Annotated in this window: 14 protein-coding genes; 10 read left to right on the forward strand and 4 right to left on the reverse strand. The window is 64.5% G+C overall.

Annotation, left to right across the window (positions count from 1 at the left end; all coding sequences use genetic code 11):
- The first annotated feature begins 40 nt into the window (after window positions 1-40).
- Entirely contained in the window at window positions 41-844 is an 804-nt protein-coding gene (locus AAV94_RS10025) for an SDR family oxidoreductase (RefSeq protein WP_046742185.1), read from the forward strand.
- A 46-nt stretch (window positions 845-890) separates the two neighbouring features.
- Window positions 891-1,262, forward strand: a complete 372-nt coding sequence (locus AAV94_RS10030; RefSeq protein ID WP_046742186.1) for a dihydroneopterin aldolase — start codon at window positions 891-893, stop codon at window positions 1,260-1,262.
- A 39-nt stretch (window positions 1,263-1,301) separates the two neighbouring features.
- Here the strand turns inward: AAV94_RS10030 and ubiM are convergent, their stop codons facing one another.
- Both ubiM and aqpZ read right to left on the reverse strand, forming a co-directional pair.
- Window positions 1,302-2,471: a 5-demethoxyubiquinol-8 5-hydroxylase UbiM gene (gene ubiM, locus AAV94_RS10035; RefSeq protein WP_046742187.1), complete on the reverse strand. Its 1,170-nt coding sequence runs from the start codon at window positions 2,469-2,471 to the stop codon at window positions 1,302-1,304.
- Between the two features lie 135 nt (window positions 2,472-2,606).
- Window positions 2,607-3,332, reverse strand: coding sequence for an aquaporin Z (aqpZ, locus tag AAV94_RS10040; RefSeq protein ID WP_046742188.1), 726 nt, complete (start codon window positions 3,330-3,332; stop codon window positions 2,607-2,609).
- Between the two features lie 192 nt (window positions 3,333-3,524).
- On the opposite strand from aqpZ, the gene htpG reads away from it, so the two are divergent.
- From htpG to AAV94_RS10055, 3 genes are all read left to right on the forward strand, one after another.
- Window positions 3,525-5,525 carry a molecular chaperone HtpG gene (htpG, locus tag AAV94_RS10045; protein WP_046742189.1) on the forward strand — a complete coding sequence of 667 codons (2,001 nt, stop codon included), beginning with the start codon at window positions 3,525-3,527 and terminating at the stop codon, window positions 5,523-5,525.
- A gap of 301 nt (window positions 5,526-5,826) precedes the next feature.
- Window positions 5,827-6,789 (forward strand): DnaJ C-terminal domain-containing protein, encoded by a 963-nt coding sequence (locus tag AAV94_RS10050; protein ID WP_046742190.1) that lies wholly within the window; start codon window positions 5,827-5,829, stop codon window positions 6,787-6,789.
- Window positions 6,790-6,792: 3 nt separating this feature from the next.
- Window positions 6,793-7,113 (forward strand): chaperone modulator CbpM, encoded by a 321-nt coding sequence (locus AAV94_RS10055; protein ID WP_046742191.1) that lies wholly within the window; start codon window positions 6,793-6,795, stop codon window positions 7,111-7,113.
- A gap of 16 nt (window positions 7,114-7,129) precedes the next feature.
- On the opposite strand, the gene AAV94_RS10060 is transcribed toward AAV94_RS10055, so the two are convergent.
- Complete coding sequence (locus AAV94_RS10060) at window positions 7,130-8,698, reverse strand: leucyl aminopeptidase (RefSeq protein WP_046742192.1); 1,569 nt, start codon at window positions 8,696-8,698, stop codon at window positions 7,130-7,132.
- Window positions 8,699-8,754: 56 nt separating this feature from the next.
- Here AAV94_RS10060 and lptF point away from each other — a divergent pair, with 56 nt between their 5' ends.
- From lptF to AAV94_RS10075, 3 genes are read left to right on the forward strand one after another with little or no spacing between them, the layout of a single operon-like run.
- On the forward strand, window positions 8,755-9,855 hold the full coding sequence (lptF, locus tag AAV94_RS10065; RefSeq protein ID WP_046742193.1) for an LPS export ABC transporter permease LptF: 1,101 nt from the start codon (window positions 8,755-8,757) through the stop codon (window positions 9,853-9,855).
- A complete protein-coding gene (gene lptG, locus AAV94_RS10070) occupies window positions 9,852-10,997 on the forward strand; it encodes an LPS export ABC transporter permease LptG (protein ID WP_046742240.1) in 1,146 nt (381 codons plus the stop codon). Before lptF ends, lptG begins: the two co-directional genes overlap by 4 nt.
- Window positions 10,994-11,401, forward strand: a complete 408-nt coding sequence (locus tag AAV94_RS10075; protein ID WP_046742194.1) for a sirohydrochlorin chelatase — start codon at window positions 10,994-10,996, stop codon at window positions 11,399-11,401. The genes lptG and AAV94_RS10075 overlap by 4 nt, the downstream gene beginning before the upstream one ends.
- An 18-nt stretch (window positions 11,402-11,419) precedes the next feature.
- On the opposite strand, the gene glyQ is transcribed toward AAV94_RS10075, so the two are convergent.
- The gene (gene glyQ, locus AAV94_RS10080) at window positions 11,420-12,337 is read right to left on the reverse strand and encodes a glycine--tRNA ligase subunit alpha (protein WP_046742195.1); all 918 of its coding nucleotides are present in this window, start codon (window positions 12,335-12,337) and stop codon (window positions 11,420-11,422) included.
- Here glyQ and AAV94_RS14910 point away from each other — a divergent pair.
- Window positions 12,336-12,587: a hypothetical protein gene (locus tag AAV94_RS14910; protein ID WP_156454407.1), complete on the forward strand. Its 252-nt coding sequence runs from the start codon at window positions 12,336-12,338 to the stop codon at window positions 12,585-12,587. The genes glyQ and AAV94_RS14910 overlap by 2 nt on opposite strands.
- Window positions 12,565-13,554 carry a class 1b ribonucleoside-diphosphate reductase subunit beta gene (gene nrdF / locus AAV94_RS10085; protein ID WP_197408057.1) on the forward strand — a complete coding sequence of 330 codons (990 nt, stop codon included), beginning with the start codon at window positions 12,565-12,567 and terminating at the stop codon, window positions 13,552-13,554. Before AAV94_RS14910 ends, nrdF begins: the two co-directional genes overlap by 23 nt.
- The last annotated feature ends 62 nt before the right edge of the window (window positions 13,555-13,616 follow it).

Raw genomic sequence — 13,616 nt, forward strand, 5'->3', positions numbered from 1 at the left:
TTGTCGCAGCACCGGTCTGCCGTTCCACAGATGTTTTCGCATGACCGCCTTGCCTGACACCGATGCCAACGCGCGCCCCACCGTCCTGGTGACGGGCGCCGGGCTGCGCCTTGGCCGCGCCATTGCGCAGCATCTGGCAGGCAATGGGTGGAACGTTGCCGTGCACTACCGCTATTCGCGCCAGGCAGCGGACGAAACCGCGCGCGCCTGTATGGCTGCCGGCGTGGCGGCGCACGCATTTGCCGCCGACTTCGACGACGAGGCGCAGACCAGGGCACTGGTGCCCACCGTTCTGGCGCACTTTGGCCAGCTGGATGCGGTGGTCAACAGCGCCTCGCTGTTTCGCTACGACGATGCGGCCAGCTTCAGCTACGCCAGCGCCGAGGCGCATCTGCGCGCCAACGTGGCCGCGCCGCTGCTGCTGGCGCAGGCACTGCATGCCCATCTGCGTGAGCGGCAGGCGCTGTGCGATGCGCCCTGCCAGGGCGCCGTGGTGAACCTGCTGGATCAGAAGCTCTGGAACCAGAACCCGGACTTTCTCAGCTACACCCTCTCGAAGGCCGCGCTCGAAGCGGCCGGCACCGCGTTGGCGATGGCACTGGCGCCGCTGGTGCGAGTGGTAGGCGTAGCCCCTGGGCTGACCCTGACCAGCGAGTACCTGGATGCGGAGACGTTCGAGCGCCTGCACCGCCTCAGTCCGCTGCAACGCTCGTCCACCCCCGAGGATGTGGCGGCGGCCGTGCATTTTGCCCTGACCAACCGCGCGATGACTGGCACGACCTTGCTGGTCGATGGTGGCCAGCACCTGCTGCGCCTGCCGCGGGATTTCTCGATGATGCGGTGACCTGACTGGCGCCATGGCCCCACCCTTTCCCTGTCCGATATTTGCCATGACACACACCAAAGGCGCACAAACGCTGACATTGACCGGCCTGCGCTTTGATGCCAACTTGGGCATCCTCGCGCACGAGCGTGGCCACCCGCAACCCATCCAGGTCGATGCCGAGCTGCATCAGGGCACGCAGCCATTGCTGCCTGCCGATGACGACATCCACAGCGTGCTGGATTACCGCAAGGTGCGCCAGATCATCATTGATGAATGCACGGCCGAACACATCAATTTGCTGGAGACGCTGATCGGCCGGGTGTCGCACCGCCTGATGCAGCTGCCCGGCGTGATCGGCGTGCGCGTGCGCATTGCCAAGCTGGCAATCTTTGATGATTGCGAGGTGGCCATCCGCATGGAGACGGGACAGTGGTGAGCCCGCAGCGTCGGTGCAGGTCGACACCGCACAGCGCAATCAGGCCTGCGTGAGGTGGCCAGCCAGCAGCTTGCGAAACGGCCAGAACCCCTGGCTCACGCGCAGTGCGCCATCGCGCAGCAACTGCACGGGCGCGCGGTCATCTGTGTAGAGCTGCGCAATGGCGTTGGTGGCCTTGTACAACGGCCAAGTGGCAGCGCGGTGCCCGCGCGCATAGGCGGCCAGACAGGCCGGATCAGCCACGTCGCGGTTGCGGCGCTTGGCCAGCCAGAGCTGTTCGGCCAGGCGCTGCTGGCTCTGCAGGCCAAAATTGAAACCGTGCGCGGTGATGGGGTGCATGCCAACGGCCGCATCGCCAACCAGCGCAAAGCGCGGCGCCACGAACCGGCGCGCATACACGGCCACCAGCGGATAGGTGTGCGGCGTGCCTTGCTTGTGCATGGCGCCGAGACGATGGTCGAACCGGCGCGTAATGTCGGCGGAAAAGGCCGCGTCATCCAGTTGCAGCAGGGTCCGCATTGCGTGGGGCGGCAACGTCAGGACCACGTTGCTCATGGGGCCGTTGAGCGGCAGCAAAGCCTTGGTCTGACCAACGTCGAACCACTGCCAGGCAACATGCCCATGGGGCTTTTCATGCGCAAAGCGGCACACCAACATGCTGCGGGCGAAGTCGTGGCTGTCGGCGGCAATGCCCATCATGCGCCGCGTTTCGGAAAAACGGCTGTCTGCCGCCACCACCAGCCGCGCAGTCACGCTGCCACCGTCGGAGAGCTGCAGCCGGTGCGCCGTCTCGCCGGGCTCAATGGCCGTCACGGCCACGTCGCCAAGTAGCGTCACGTCCTGGCGCTGCTGCACAGCCTCGAACAAGGCCTTGCGGATCAGATGGTTGGGAACAAAGTAGCCCAGTTGGTCCACCCCTGCAGTACGCGCATCGATGCGCAGCGCATAGCGCGACGCGCCGTTGAGCACCTGTGCATCGCGCAGCGCAGAGATCTGCGTGGCGTCAATGCGCTGCCACGCCCCAAGCTGCTCCAGAATGCGCCGCGAAGCGTGCGTCAGCGCAATCTCGCGTCCGTCGAAAGCAGGCTCGGCCAGCGCCGTGCGCTGCTGGCGATCGATCAATGCGATGGAATAGCCACTGCCCTGCATGGACTGGGCAAAGGCCAGCCCGGCCGGGCCGGCTCCAACGATGGCGATGTCTACTTGCATGGGAGGCCTCCGTGGCTGAGAACGAAAAGTAATGGCGGGCGCTGCTGCGCCCGTCGCTACACGGGCAGCCCATCATAGCCGCGCTGGCGCCTGCCCCGTGTGCGCAGGCACCTACAGGCCGCCCCTGCTCCTCGCTTACTCGTCCTGCGGATTGGCCAGCAGCGCCTTGTAAATCACCGCACCAATTGCGGCGCCAACCAACGGCGCCACCCAGAACAGCCACAGCTGACCAAGCGCGGCTGTTTCGGCAAACAGCGCCACGCCCGTGCTGCGCGCCGGGTTGACCGAAGTATTGGTCACGGGAATGGAGATCAGGTGGATCAGCGTCAGCGTCAGGCCAATGGCCATGCCGGCAAAGCCGGGCGCCGCGCGGCGCGCGGTCGCACCCAGGATGACGATCAGGAACACCGCCGTCAGCACCACTTCGATCACCAACGCCGCTACCATCCCGTAACCGCCCGGCGAGAGCTCACCGAAGCCATTGGTGGCAAAGCCGCCGACGCTTGCGCCATTGCCCGTGGCGACCACGTACAGCACCGCTGCCGCCGCAATCGCACCAAGCACCTGGGCGATGACATAGCCAGGCAACTCCGCAAACGAGAAGCGGCCTCCCACGGCCAGCCCAAGCGAGACCGCGGGATTGAAGTGCCCGCCGGAAATCGGCCCGAGGGCGTACGCGCCCGTCAGCACCGTCAGCCCAAAGGCCAGTGATACGCCGAGAAAACCGATGCCCAGTCCGGTATCAGCACCGCCCGCCATGAACTTTGCAGCTAGCACCGCGCTGCCGCAGCCGCCAAGCACCAGCCAGAATGTGCCGATGAACTCGGCCACCAGCTTCTTGGATGTGCTGTATGTTGCCATTTCCTCACTCCTTATTGAATCAACCAAAAATCTAAGCAGCGCAGGCGCTGCGTCCTTCACGTCCGCGATCATGCACCATTTGCCACGCATTTGATGCACGCCTGCGCCCTTGAAAGTTGAACAAAAGCAACTATCTCTGCCTATCGCGGGAAATATGCTTCTCCATCCACGTTTTTCATCACTATTTCATCCATGAGCACCCAAAAACACGCTTTCCAGGCCGAAGTCGCCCAGGTCCTGCACCTGGTCACGCATTCGCTGTACTCCAATCCGGAGATCTTCCTGCGCGAGCTGGTCTCCAATGCCGCCGATGCCTGCGACAAGCTGCGCTTTGAAGCCCTCAACAATCCGGCGCTCTATGAGGATGCACCGGATCTGCGCGTGCGCATCAGCTTCGATGCCGACGCCAAGACCCTGACCATCGAGGACAACGGCATCGGCATGAGCCAGGAGGAAGCCATCGCCAACCTGGGCACCATCGCCAAGAGCGGCACACGCGAATTCACCAGTCGCCTCACCGGCGACCAGAAGGCCGATGCCCAGCTGATCGGCCAGTTTGGTGTGGGCTTTTACTCAGCCTTCATCGTGGCCGACAAGGTCATCGTCGAGACCCGCCGCGCCGGCCTGCCCGCCAGCGAGGGCGTGCGCTGGATCAGCCAGGGCACGGGTGACTTCGAGGTCGAGCCGATCGAGCACGCCGAGCGCGGCACGCGCATCACGCTGCACCTGCAAGGCGATGCGGCTGAGCAGTTCCTCAACGGCTGGAAGCTCAAGTCCATCATCAACAAGTATTCCGACCACATCAGTCTGCCGGTGCAGATGGAAAAGGAGGAATGGAAGGATGGCGAAAAGGAAGGCGAGCCAGGCCGCATGGTCAAGACCGGCGAGTGGGAAACCATCAACCAGGCCAGCGCGCTATGGACACGCCCGAAGAAGGACATCACTGACGAGCAGTACATCGCCTTCTACCAGCACCTGAGCCACGATTTCGCGCCGCCGCTGGCGTGGAGCCACAACAAGGTCGAGGGCAGTACCGAGTACACCCAGCTGCTGTACATCCCTTCCAAGGCGCCGCATGATCTGTGGAACCGCGACAAGAAGGCCGGCATCAAGCTCTACGTCAAGCGCGTCTTCATCATGGACGAGGCCGAGGCGCTGCTGCCGTCCTACCTGCGCTTTGTCTTTGGCGTGCTCGACTCGGCTGACCTGCCCCTCAACGTCAGCCGCGAACTGCTGCAGGAAAGCCGTGACGTGCGCGCCATCCGCGACGGCAACACCCGGCGCGTGCTCGGCATGCTCGAAGCCATGGCGCAGGCTGCCAGCGCGAAGCCGACCGATGCAGACGTGACGGACGTCACCGACAAGAGCGACGCGAGCAAGACCGAGGGCGCGCAGGCCAATGCGATCCCGGAGGAAGAGAAGTACGCACGCTTTTACGCCGAGTTCGGCGCCGTGCTCAAGGAAGGGCTGGGCGAGGACTTCGCCAACCGCGACCGCATCGCCAAGTTGCTGCGCTATGCCTCCACGGCCAGCGACACGGTCAGCGTCAGCCTGGCCGACTACAAGGCGCGCATGAAGGAAGGCCAGAAGGCCATCTACTACATCACGGCCGACAACCTCGCCGCAGCCAAGAGCAGCCCACAGCTGGAGCTGTTCAGGAAGAAGGGCATCGAGGTGCTGTTCATGACCGACCGTGTCGACGAGTGGGCCATGGGCTTTCTGCACGAGTTCGATGGCACGCCGCTGCAGTCCATCGCCAAGGGTGCGGTCGATCTGGGTGATCTGCAGGACGAAGAAGAACGCAAGGCCGCCGAGGAAGCCGCCGCGCAGTTCAAGCCCGTACTGGAAAAACTCAAGCAGGTGCTCAAGGACGAAGCCGAGGACGTGCGCGTGACCACGCGCCTGGTGGACTCCCCCGCCTGCCTGGTCGTCAAGGACGGCCAGCTCAGCAACCAGATGGCGCGCCTGCTGCGTCAGGCCGGCCAGCCCGTGCCGGAGATGAAACCGGTGCTGGAAGTCAACCCCGCACACCCACTGGTCACAAAGCTGCAGGACCAGGCCGACACGCAGTTCGAGGAGCTCGCACACATCCTGTTCGACCAGGCCGTGCTGGCCGAAGGCGGCCTGCCGCGCGATCCGGCCGCCTACGTGCGCCGCGTCAATAACGTGCTGACTGGCAACGCCGCAGCCTGACACCAGAAGGCCGCTGGCAGGCGACAGGCGCGGGACCGGCTGCACGTACTGGCGCTACCGCACCTGGCCGGCCTTGCCGGTTGACCAGTGGTGTTGCAGAACGCACCGTCAGCCCCTATCTGCAGGACATCCATTCGGCAGGCCTGCAGATAGCCTCCGCGGATCCCGCCCCGGCAGCGTGTAGGAGACCATGGCCCTACCTACAATGGCCCGGAACCGGTCGCGGCCCTTGTCACGCAGGCAGCGAGGCGCCACAGTGACAAGGGCCGCCAGGTTCCCGCCTTTTTCCAGTGAGGACCGCATGGACTACAAGGACTATTACAAGATTCTTGGCGTGGCCAGGAATGCGAGTGCCGACGAAATCAAGAAGGCCTACCGCAGGCTGGCGCGCAAGTACCATCCGGACATCAGCACCGAGGCCGATGCGGTCGCGCGCATGGCGGAGATCAACGAAGCCCACGCCGTGCTTTCCGACCCCGAAAAACGCGCCGAATACGACGCGCTCGGCGAGCCCGGACAGTTTGCGCAGTCGGGAGGTTTTCAGCCGCCGCCGGGCTGGGGCCGCACGCGCGGCGGCAGTGCCCATTTCGACGATGCCACCGTTGACGATCTCGGCGGCTTTGGCGGAGGCCATTACAGCAGCTTCTTCGAGGAATTCTTTGGCCGCGGCCGACGCCATCGCCAGGGCAGCGCGCCGGACATGCGCGGACAGGATCGCCACGCAACCATTGTGCTGACGATTCCCGAGAGCTACTCCGGAACCGTGCGCACCTTGCAGCTGCGCGGCGTCACCATGGATGCCGAAGGCCATGCGCATGACGATGTGCGCGAGCTGCAGGTCACTATTCCCAAGGGCGTCCATGAGGGCCAGATGATCCGGCTGGCCGGCAAGGGCGAGCCCGGCATCGGCAATGGACCGCCGGGCGACCTGCTGCTGCAGGTGCGCTTTGCCGACGACCGGCGCTGGCACGCCGAGGGCAAGAACGTCTACCAGCAGCTGCCGCTGACTGTTTGGGAGGCGGCGCTGGGCGGAGTCGTGACCTTCGACACGCTGGCAGGACGGTTGGAAATCAACGTGCCGCCTGGCAGCCAGCCCGGGCGCAAGCTGCGCATCAAGGGCAAGGGCCTGCCGGCGCGTGAGCCTGGCGACCTGTACCTGGTCGTGCAGCTGGCCGTGCCGGCACCGGTGACCGAAGCCCAGCGCGAGGCGTACCAGGCGCTGGCCAAGGCATTTGCGAATTTCAATCCGCGCGCAGGAGGATGAGCCATGCCACACACGGAGCACGTCGTGCCAGAACTGCTGGGTGAGGAGCCGCTGACGCTCAGCCAGATCGCCCATGTCTGTTGCATTGAGGAGGCCTGGGTCGTGCAGCGCGTCAGCAGCGGAGTACTGCTGCCTGATGCGTGCGACGCGCAGTCTACGCCTCCGTCCGCGTGGCGGTTCAGCGCCCGAATGCTGGCGCGCGCGCGCCGCATCGCAGAACTGGAGCGCACGTTCAATGCTGACCCTGAACTGGCCGCGCTGACGGCAGACCTGATGGAAGAAGTCCGCCGCCTGCGCCGCGCGCTGCAGCAGATGAGCGCGTAGTCGCCGTATACCGCGGTCAGGCCGTGCGGCGTGAAGCGGCTTTCCTGGCGCGCGTTTTCCCGCCAGTGCCACTGGGCGGGGCGGCATGCTCCGCCTGGCTCAGCAGGTAATGCAGCAGCATGCCCACAGGCCGACCGGTCGCCCCTTTGGCCGCGCCACTTTTCCAGGCCGTGCCGGCGATGTCCAGATGCGCCCAGGGCCAGTTGCCGACGAACTTCTGCAGGAACTTCGCCGCCGTGACAGAGCCGGCCTCGCGTCCGGCCACGTTGGCCACGTCGGCAAAGTTGCTCTTGAGCCCACTGGCGTAATCTTCGTCCAGCGGCATGCGCCAGGCCAGGTCCTGCGCCTGCTCGCCGGCCTGCAGCAGCGCATCGGCCAGCGCATCCTCGCTGGCGTAAAGGCCACTGCGCACGCCACCCAGGGCAATCACGCAGGCGCCAGTCAGCGTGGCAATATCGATGACGGCACGGGGCTTGAAGCGATCGGCATAGGTCAGCGCGTCGCACAGAATGAGCCGGCCTTCCGCATCAGTGTTGAGGATCTCGATGGTCTGCCCGCTCATGCTGGTGACCACATCGCCGGGCTTGACCGCCTTGCCGCCGGGCATGTTCTCCGTGGCAGGAATCAGCCCGACGACGTTGATGGCTGGCTGCAGCCTTGCCAACGCCTCGAACACGCCCAACACGCTGGCGGCGCCGCACATGTCGAACTTCATTTCGTCCATGCCTGCTGCCGGCTTGATGGAAATGCCTCCGGTATCGAATGTCACCCCCTTGCCCACCAGCACCACTGGCGCCTGCTCCTTGGCCGCCCCCTGATACTGCAGCTCGATGAACTGGGGCGGCGTGGCCGACCCTTGTGCCACGGCGAGAAATGCCCCCATCTTGAGCCGCGAAATCTCACGCAGGCCAAGGATCTTGGCCGTGATGTGCTTGTGCTTGGCCAGCGTGCGTGCCGTATCTGCCAGGTACGACGGCGTCGCATGGTTGGCCGGCAGGTTGCCCAGCTCACGCGCCAGGGCCACGCCGGCAGCAGCGGCCTGCGCCCGCTCGAACGCCTGCCGCGCGGCGGCGGCATCGGCCACGCCATACACCAGCTTTTGCAGCGCCAGTGGTTTTTCGCTGGGCTTGGTGGCGGTATAGCGGTAGCTGGTCGTGGCCAGCGTCACAGCTGCGGCATAGTGCGCCGAGGCATCGGCTGCGGCGTCAAGGTTGACGACCACAGCCTTGCCAACGCTGCTGTGGCACAGTGCACTCTCACAGCCCGACAGGGCCTTGCGCAGATCGGTCGCATTGCCCGTAGCAGTTGACGCCAGCACGACCTTGCGTGCAGCGACTTGTGCGACACTGTAGAGTGCCAGCGTCTGGCCGGCCTTGGCAGGCTCCAGATCACCGGCTTGCAGCGCTGCGTGCAGCGTCGCCTCCAGTGGCGGCTGCGCTGCGGCACTGGCGGTGCGCTTGCCCTGTTTCTGCGATGCCTGGCTCCCTGGCTGGTAGCTGCCGGGCACCAGCACCAGCAGCAAGTCGGCCTTCTCCTTGGCGGCGGAGGCCAGATTCAGGGATTTGAGTTCCAGCGAAGTGGGCATGGCGCGCGTTCCTCCAGTCGAAATCGATAACAAAAGCAATTCGGAAAACCCAACCCATGTTGTTTGACGCATCCCTGCGCAAAGAACTCTCGCGCAGCTTTCTCGGCACCGTGACGGTGCTGCTGACCGTGGTGGTCACATTGATGCTGGTTCGTTCGCTGCGCATGGCCAGTCGTGGCGCGGTCGGGCCTTCCGACATTATGCTGGTGATGGGCTACACCGTGCTGGGTTACCTGCCCATCGTGCTGAGCCTGAGCATGTTCGTGGCCATCATTGGCACGCTGGCGCGCATGTACCGCGACAGCGAGATGGTGGTCTGGTTTGCCAGCGGCCGCGGGCTGAGCGGCTTCATTGCACCGCTGGCACGCTTTGCCATGCCCATTGTGCTGGCCATTGGCGGCCTGTCGCTGGTGAGCTGGCCATGGTCGCAGGCGCAGGTGCTGGAGTTGCGCCACCAGTTCCAGCAGCGCAGTGACCTCGACCGCATCGCTCCGGGGGAATTCCAGGTGTCCTCCAGCGGCGACAGCGTGTTCTTCGTGGACCGCGACAGCAGTTCGCTGGAGCATGCGCAGCAGATTTTCTTTGCCCAGGAGAAGGTCGACACGAGTGCGGTTACCACGGCGCGTCAAGCGAGCCTCGTGCAACAGCAGGGCCAGACCTGGGTGACACTGGATTCTGGCCAGCGCATCGAACAACTGCGCGGTGACGCGCCGGCGCTGCGGGTGGCGGATTTCGAGCGCTATGAGGTCCTGTTGCACAAAGAACCCATCAGCACTGCGGAGACTTCCGTGCAAACCACGCCGACCCTGGAATTGCTGGCCCAGTCGTCCGACCCTGCCGCCCAAGCCGAACTGGCCTGGCGCATTGGCCTGATCCTGGCGGCCATCAACTACGTGCTGCTGGCGCTGGCGCTGACCAGCGGCAACCCACGCTCGGGCCGCACCGGTCATCTGGTGACAGCCCTGCTGGTGTTCATCGTCTACTTCAACCTGCTCTCGCTCGGGGAGAGCTGGGTGGCGCGCGGCGCCATTGCAGGTGGTCTGTGGCTGGTGCTGCTGCACGGTGGCATCTTCCTGCTGGCCGTGGCGTGGCTGGCCATGCGCAACGCGCAATGGTCGCTGCGGCGGCTCTGGCCGGGCAGGAGGGCGGCGGCATGAAGATCGTCACGCGCATGCTGCAGTCGGAAATCATCGCTGCAGTGGCAATGACCACGGCAGCGTTTCTCGCGCTGCTACTGTTTTTCGACCTCATCAGCGAAAGCCGCTTCGTCAACCGCACCGGCGCGCAGACCTATGGGCTGCTGGAGATGCTCACGCACATGGCCTTCTCGGCGCCGCAGCACCTGTACGAGTTGCTGCCCATCTGCGTACTGATAGGCAGCATCTTCGTGATGGTGCGCTATGCGCGCACCTCGCAGTTCACCATCTTGCGCACGGCCGGCCTGGGCCCGGGGCGGGCTCTGGCGATACTGCTGTCCGTCGGTGCCCTGTTTACCGCCATGACCTTCGTGCTCGGCGATTACGTGGCGCCCTGGGCCGAGCGCTCGGCCCAGCTGCTGCGCGCCCAACATGTGGGCGGTCAGATCGTTGCTGGCGGCGGCCAGGGCGCCTGGCTACGCGAGCGCCAGCAGGACCATTCGGTCATCGTCAGCGTCACGGCACTGCGCACCGATGGCGAAGTGCAGGGCATCCGCATCTACACCTTTGCGCCCGACGGCAAGCTGGCGCGCCAGCTGCGTGCCGAGCGTGCCCAGATCCTGCCCGATGCCTGGCAGCTGCATGCGGTGCAGGAGGAGGTGTTGCCCACGCAGCAGCCGGCGCTGACCTTCGAGCCGGACGGCTCGCTCAGTGGCGACGTGCAGCCGCTGCAGGTCAACCGCCTCGACACCCTGCGCTGGCCCACCGCAATCACGCGCGAGATGGTCAATGCTGCCATTCTCAAGCCTGACGGCATGTCCACCATGCAGCTGTTCGATTACGTCGCGCATCTGCGCGCCAACGAGCAGGCGACCCAGCGCTTCGAGCTGGAGCTGTGGCGCAAGGTGTTCTACCCGCTGGGCTGTCTGGTCATGGTGGTGCTGGCGCTGCCGTTTGCCTATCTGCACTTTCGCACCGGCAACATGGTCAGCCAGATGTTCGTGGGCATTCTGGTCGGGGTGAGCTACCTGCTGCTCAACAACGTCCTCGGTTACGCCGGCACCCTGCGCAACTGGTCGCCGCTGCTGACGGCGGCAACACCCGCCCTGCTGTACAGCGCCCTGGCGATCGGCGTGTTTCTGCATATGGTGCGTCGCCAATGAGTCCTGACAACACCGCTTCCCTGCAACATACCGGCGTCATCCTGTTTGGTCACGGCTCGCGCGATCCGCTCTGGCGCGAGCCCATGGAGCGCATGGCCGATGCACTGCGCCGGCGACGGGCAGACCGACCCGTTTTGTGCGCCTACCTGGAGCTGAGCAAGCCGGACCTGGAAGGCGCCATGCAACAGCTACGCGGGCAGCACCCGCAACTGCGTACGGTGTGGATCTATCCGGTCTTTCTGGGCATGGGAACGCATGCGCGTCAAGACCTGCCGCGCCTGCGCGATGAGCTGGCCGCGCAGCATCCGGACCTGACCATCGCCCTTGCCCCCGCACTGGGTACGGATGATCGGCTGATCGAACTGGTTGCCGACATCATCGAGGCGCAGATGGGCGATGCTTAGGACCTGTTCACGTCCCTTTCAAGCCGCCTTGGCAATCTGCGCCACCCACTCGCGCGGGGCCATCGGAAAGCCCAGGCGTTCGCGGCTGTCGTAGTAGCTGCGCGCCACACTGCGCGCAAGATTGCGGATGCGCGCGATGTATGCGGCGCGCTCGGTCACGGAAATCGCGCCGCGCGCGTCCAGCAGGTTGAAGGTGTGGGCGGCCTTGAGCACCTGCTCGTAGGCGGGCAGGGCCAATTGCCTGTCCATCAGCAGCTGTGCCTCCTTCTCATAAGCGCTGAAGGCGCCAAAGAGAAAGTCCACGTCGGAGTACTCGAAGTTGTAGGTGGACTGCTCCACCTCGTTCTGGTGAAACACGTCGCCGTAGGTGACGACGCTGCCGTCCGGCGCTTTGGAATAGACCAAGTCGTAGACGTTCTCGACACCCTGCAGGTACATCGCCAGCCGCTCCAGCCCGTAGGTAATCTCGCCAGTGATGGGGCGGCAGTCGATCCCGCCAACCTGCTGAAAGTAGGTGAACTGGGTCACCTCCATGCCGTTGAGCCAGACCTCCCAGCCCAGCCCCCAGGCACCCAGCGTGGGGTTCTCCCAGTCATCCTCGACGAAACGGATGTCGTTCTGCTGCAGATCGAACCCGAGCGCCTTGAGGCTGCCCAGATACAGATCGAGAATGTTGGCTGGCGCCGGCTTGAGCACGACCTGGTACTGGTAGTAATGCTGCAGGCGGTTGGGGTTCTCGCCATAGCGGCCATCCTTGGGTCGACGGCTGGGCTGCACATAGGCGGCACGCCACGGCTCGGGGCCAATGGCCCGCAGAAACGTGGCCGTATGGCTGGTGCCCGCACCCACTTCCATGTCATAGGGCTGCAGCAGGGTGCAGCCTTGCTGGTCCCAGTAGTTCTGCAGGGTAAGAATGATTTGCTGAAAGGTGAGCATGGCAGAAGCCGGCCTGCGCCACACCGCAACTGAGCAGTCTGACGCAACGCGCAGCAGCAAAAGGCAAAGCGACCATTTTAGCCCGCCTGCTTTTCCCGATCCTGGCAGCAGCCCGGGCAACTGGGCCAGAATGGGCGACAATTGCTACTTCGAGTTCTGGAACACCAAGGAGAGTACGCGCTTCGTACCGACATCCTTTTCCACACCATCTTCGCTTAACGCTTGCCATGTCCATCCCGCCACTGAATGAACCCACGCTGATTCCCAATCTGGTACAGGCCGTCAACTGGAACCGCATTCAGGATGAGAAAGACCTGGAAGTCTGGAACCGCCTGACCTCGAACTTCTGGCTGCCCGAGAAGGTGCCGCTGTCCAACGACATTCCCTCCTGGGCCACGCTCACGCCGCAGGAGCAGGAGCTGACCATCCGCGTCTTCACCGGCCTGACGCTGCTGGATACCGTGCAGAACACGGTGGGCGCGCTGAGCCTGATCCCCGATGCCGTCACGCCACATGAAGAAGCGGTCTACACCAACATTTCCTTCATGGAGGCCGTGCACGCCAAGAGCTACAGCTCGATCTTCTCGACACTGTGCCAGATGAAGGACGTGGACGATGCCTTCCGCTGGAGCCTGGAAAACGAGTACCTGCAGAAAAAGGCCCGCATTGTCATCGGCCACTACCGCGGTGACGATCCGCTGATGCGCAAGATTGCCAGCGTGTTCCTGGAGTCCTTCCTGTTCTACTCGGGCTTTTACCTGCCAATGTACTGGTCCAGCCGCGCCAAGCTGACCAATACCGCCGACCTGATCCGCCTGATCATCCGCGACGAGGCCGTGCACGGCTACTACATCGGCTACAAGTTCCAGCAGGGCTACGAGAAGGCGTCACCGGCGCGTCGCGACGAAGTCAAGAACTACGCCTACGAGCTGCTGCACGACCTCTATGACAATGAGGTCAAATACACCGAAGACCTGTATGACGGCGTCGGCTGGACCGAGGACGTGAAGAAGTTCCTGCACTACAACGCCAACAAGGCGCTGATGAACCTGGGCTTTGAGGCGCTGTTTCCCAGCAGCATGACGGATGTGAACCCCGCCATCATGGCCAGCCTGAATCCCGGCTCCGACGAGAACCACGACTTCTTCTCCGGCTCGGGCTCCAGCTACGTCATGGGCAAGGCCGAGGCCACGGCCGACGAGGACTGGGCGTTCTGATCGCCCAGCCCTGGCAGCACCGCCGCTGCCATCGGCACCAGCGGCCGGCATTCAGCCTGCAC

The sequence above is a fragment of the Lampropedia cohaerens genome (assembly GCF_001005215.1).
Taxonomy (GTDB): domain Bacteria; phylum Pseudomonadota; class Gammaproteobacteria; order Burkholderiales; family Burkholderiaceae_C; genus Lampropedia; species Lampropedia cohaerens.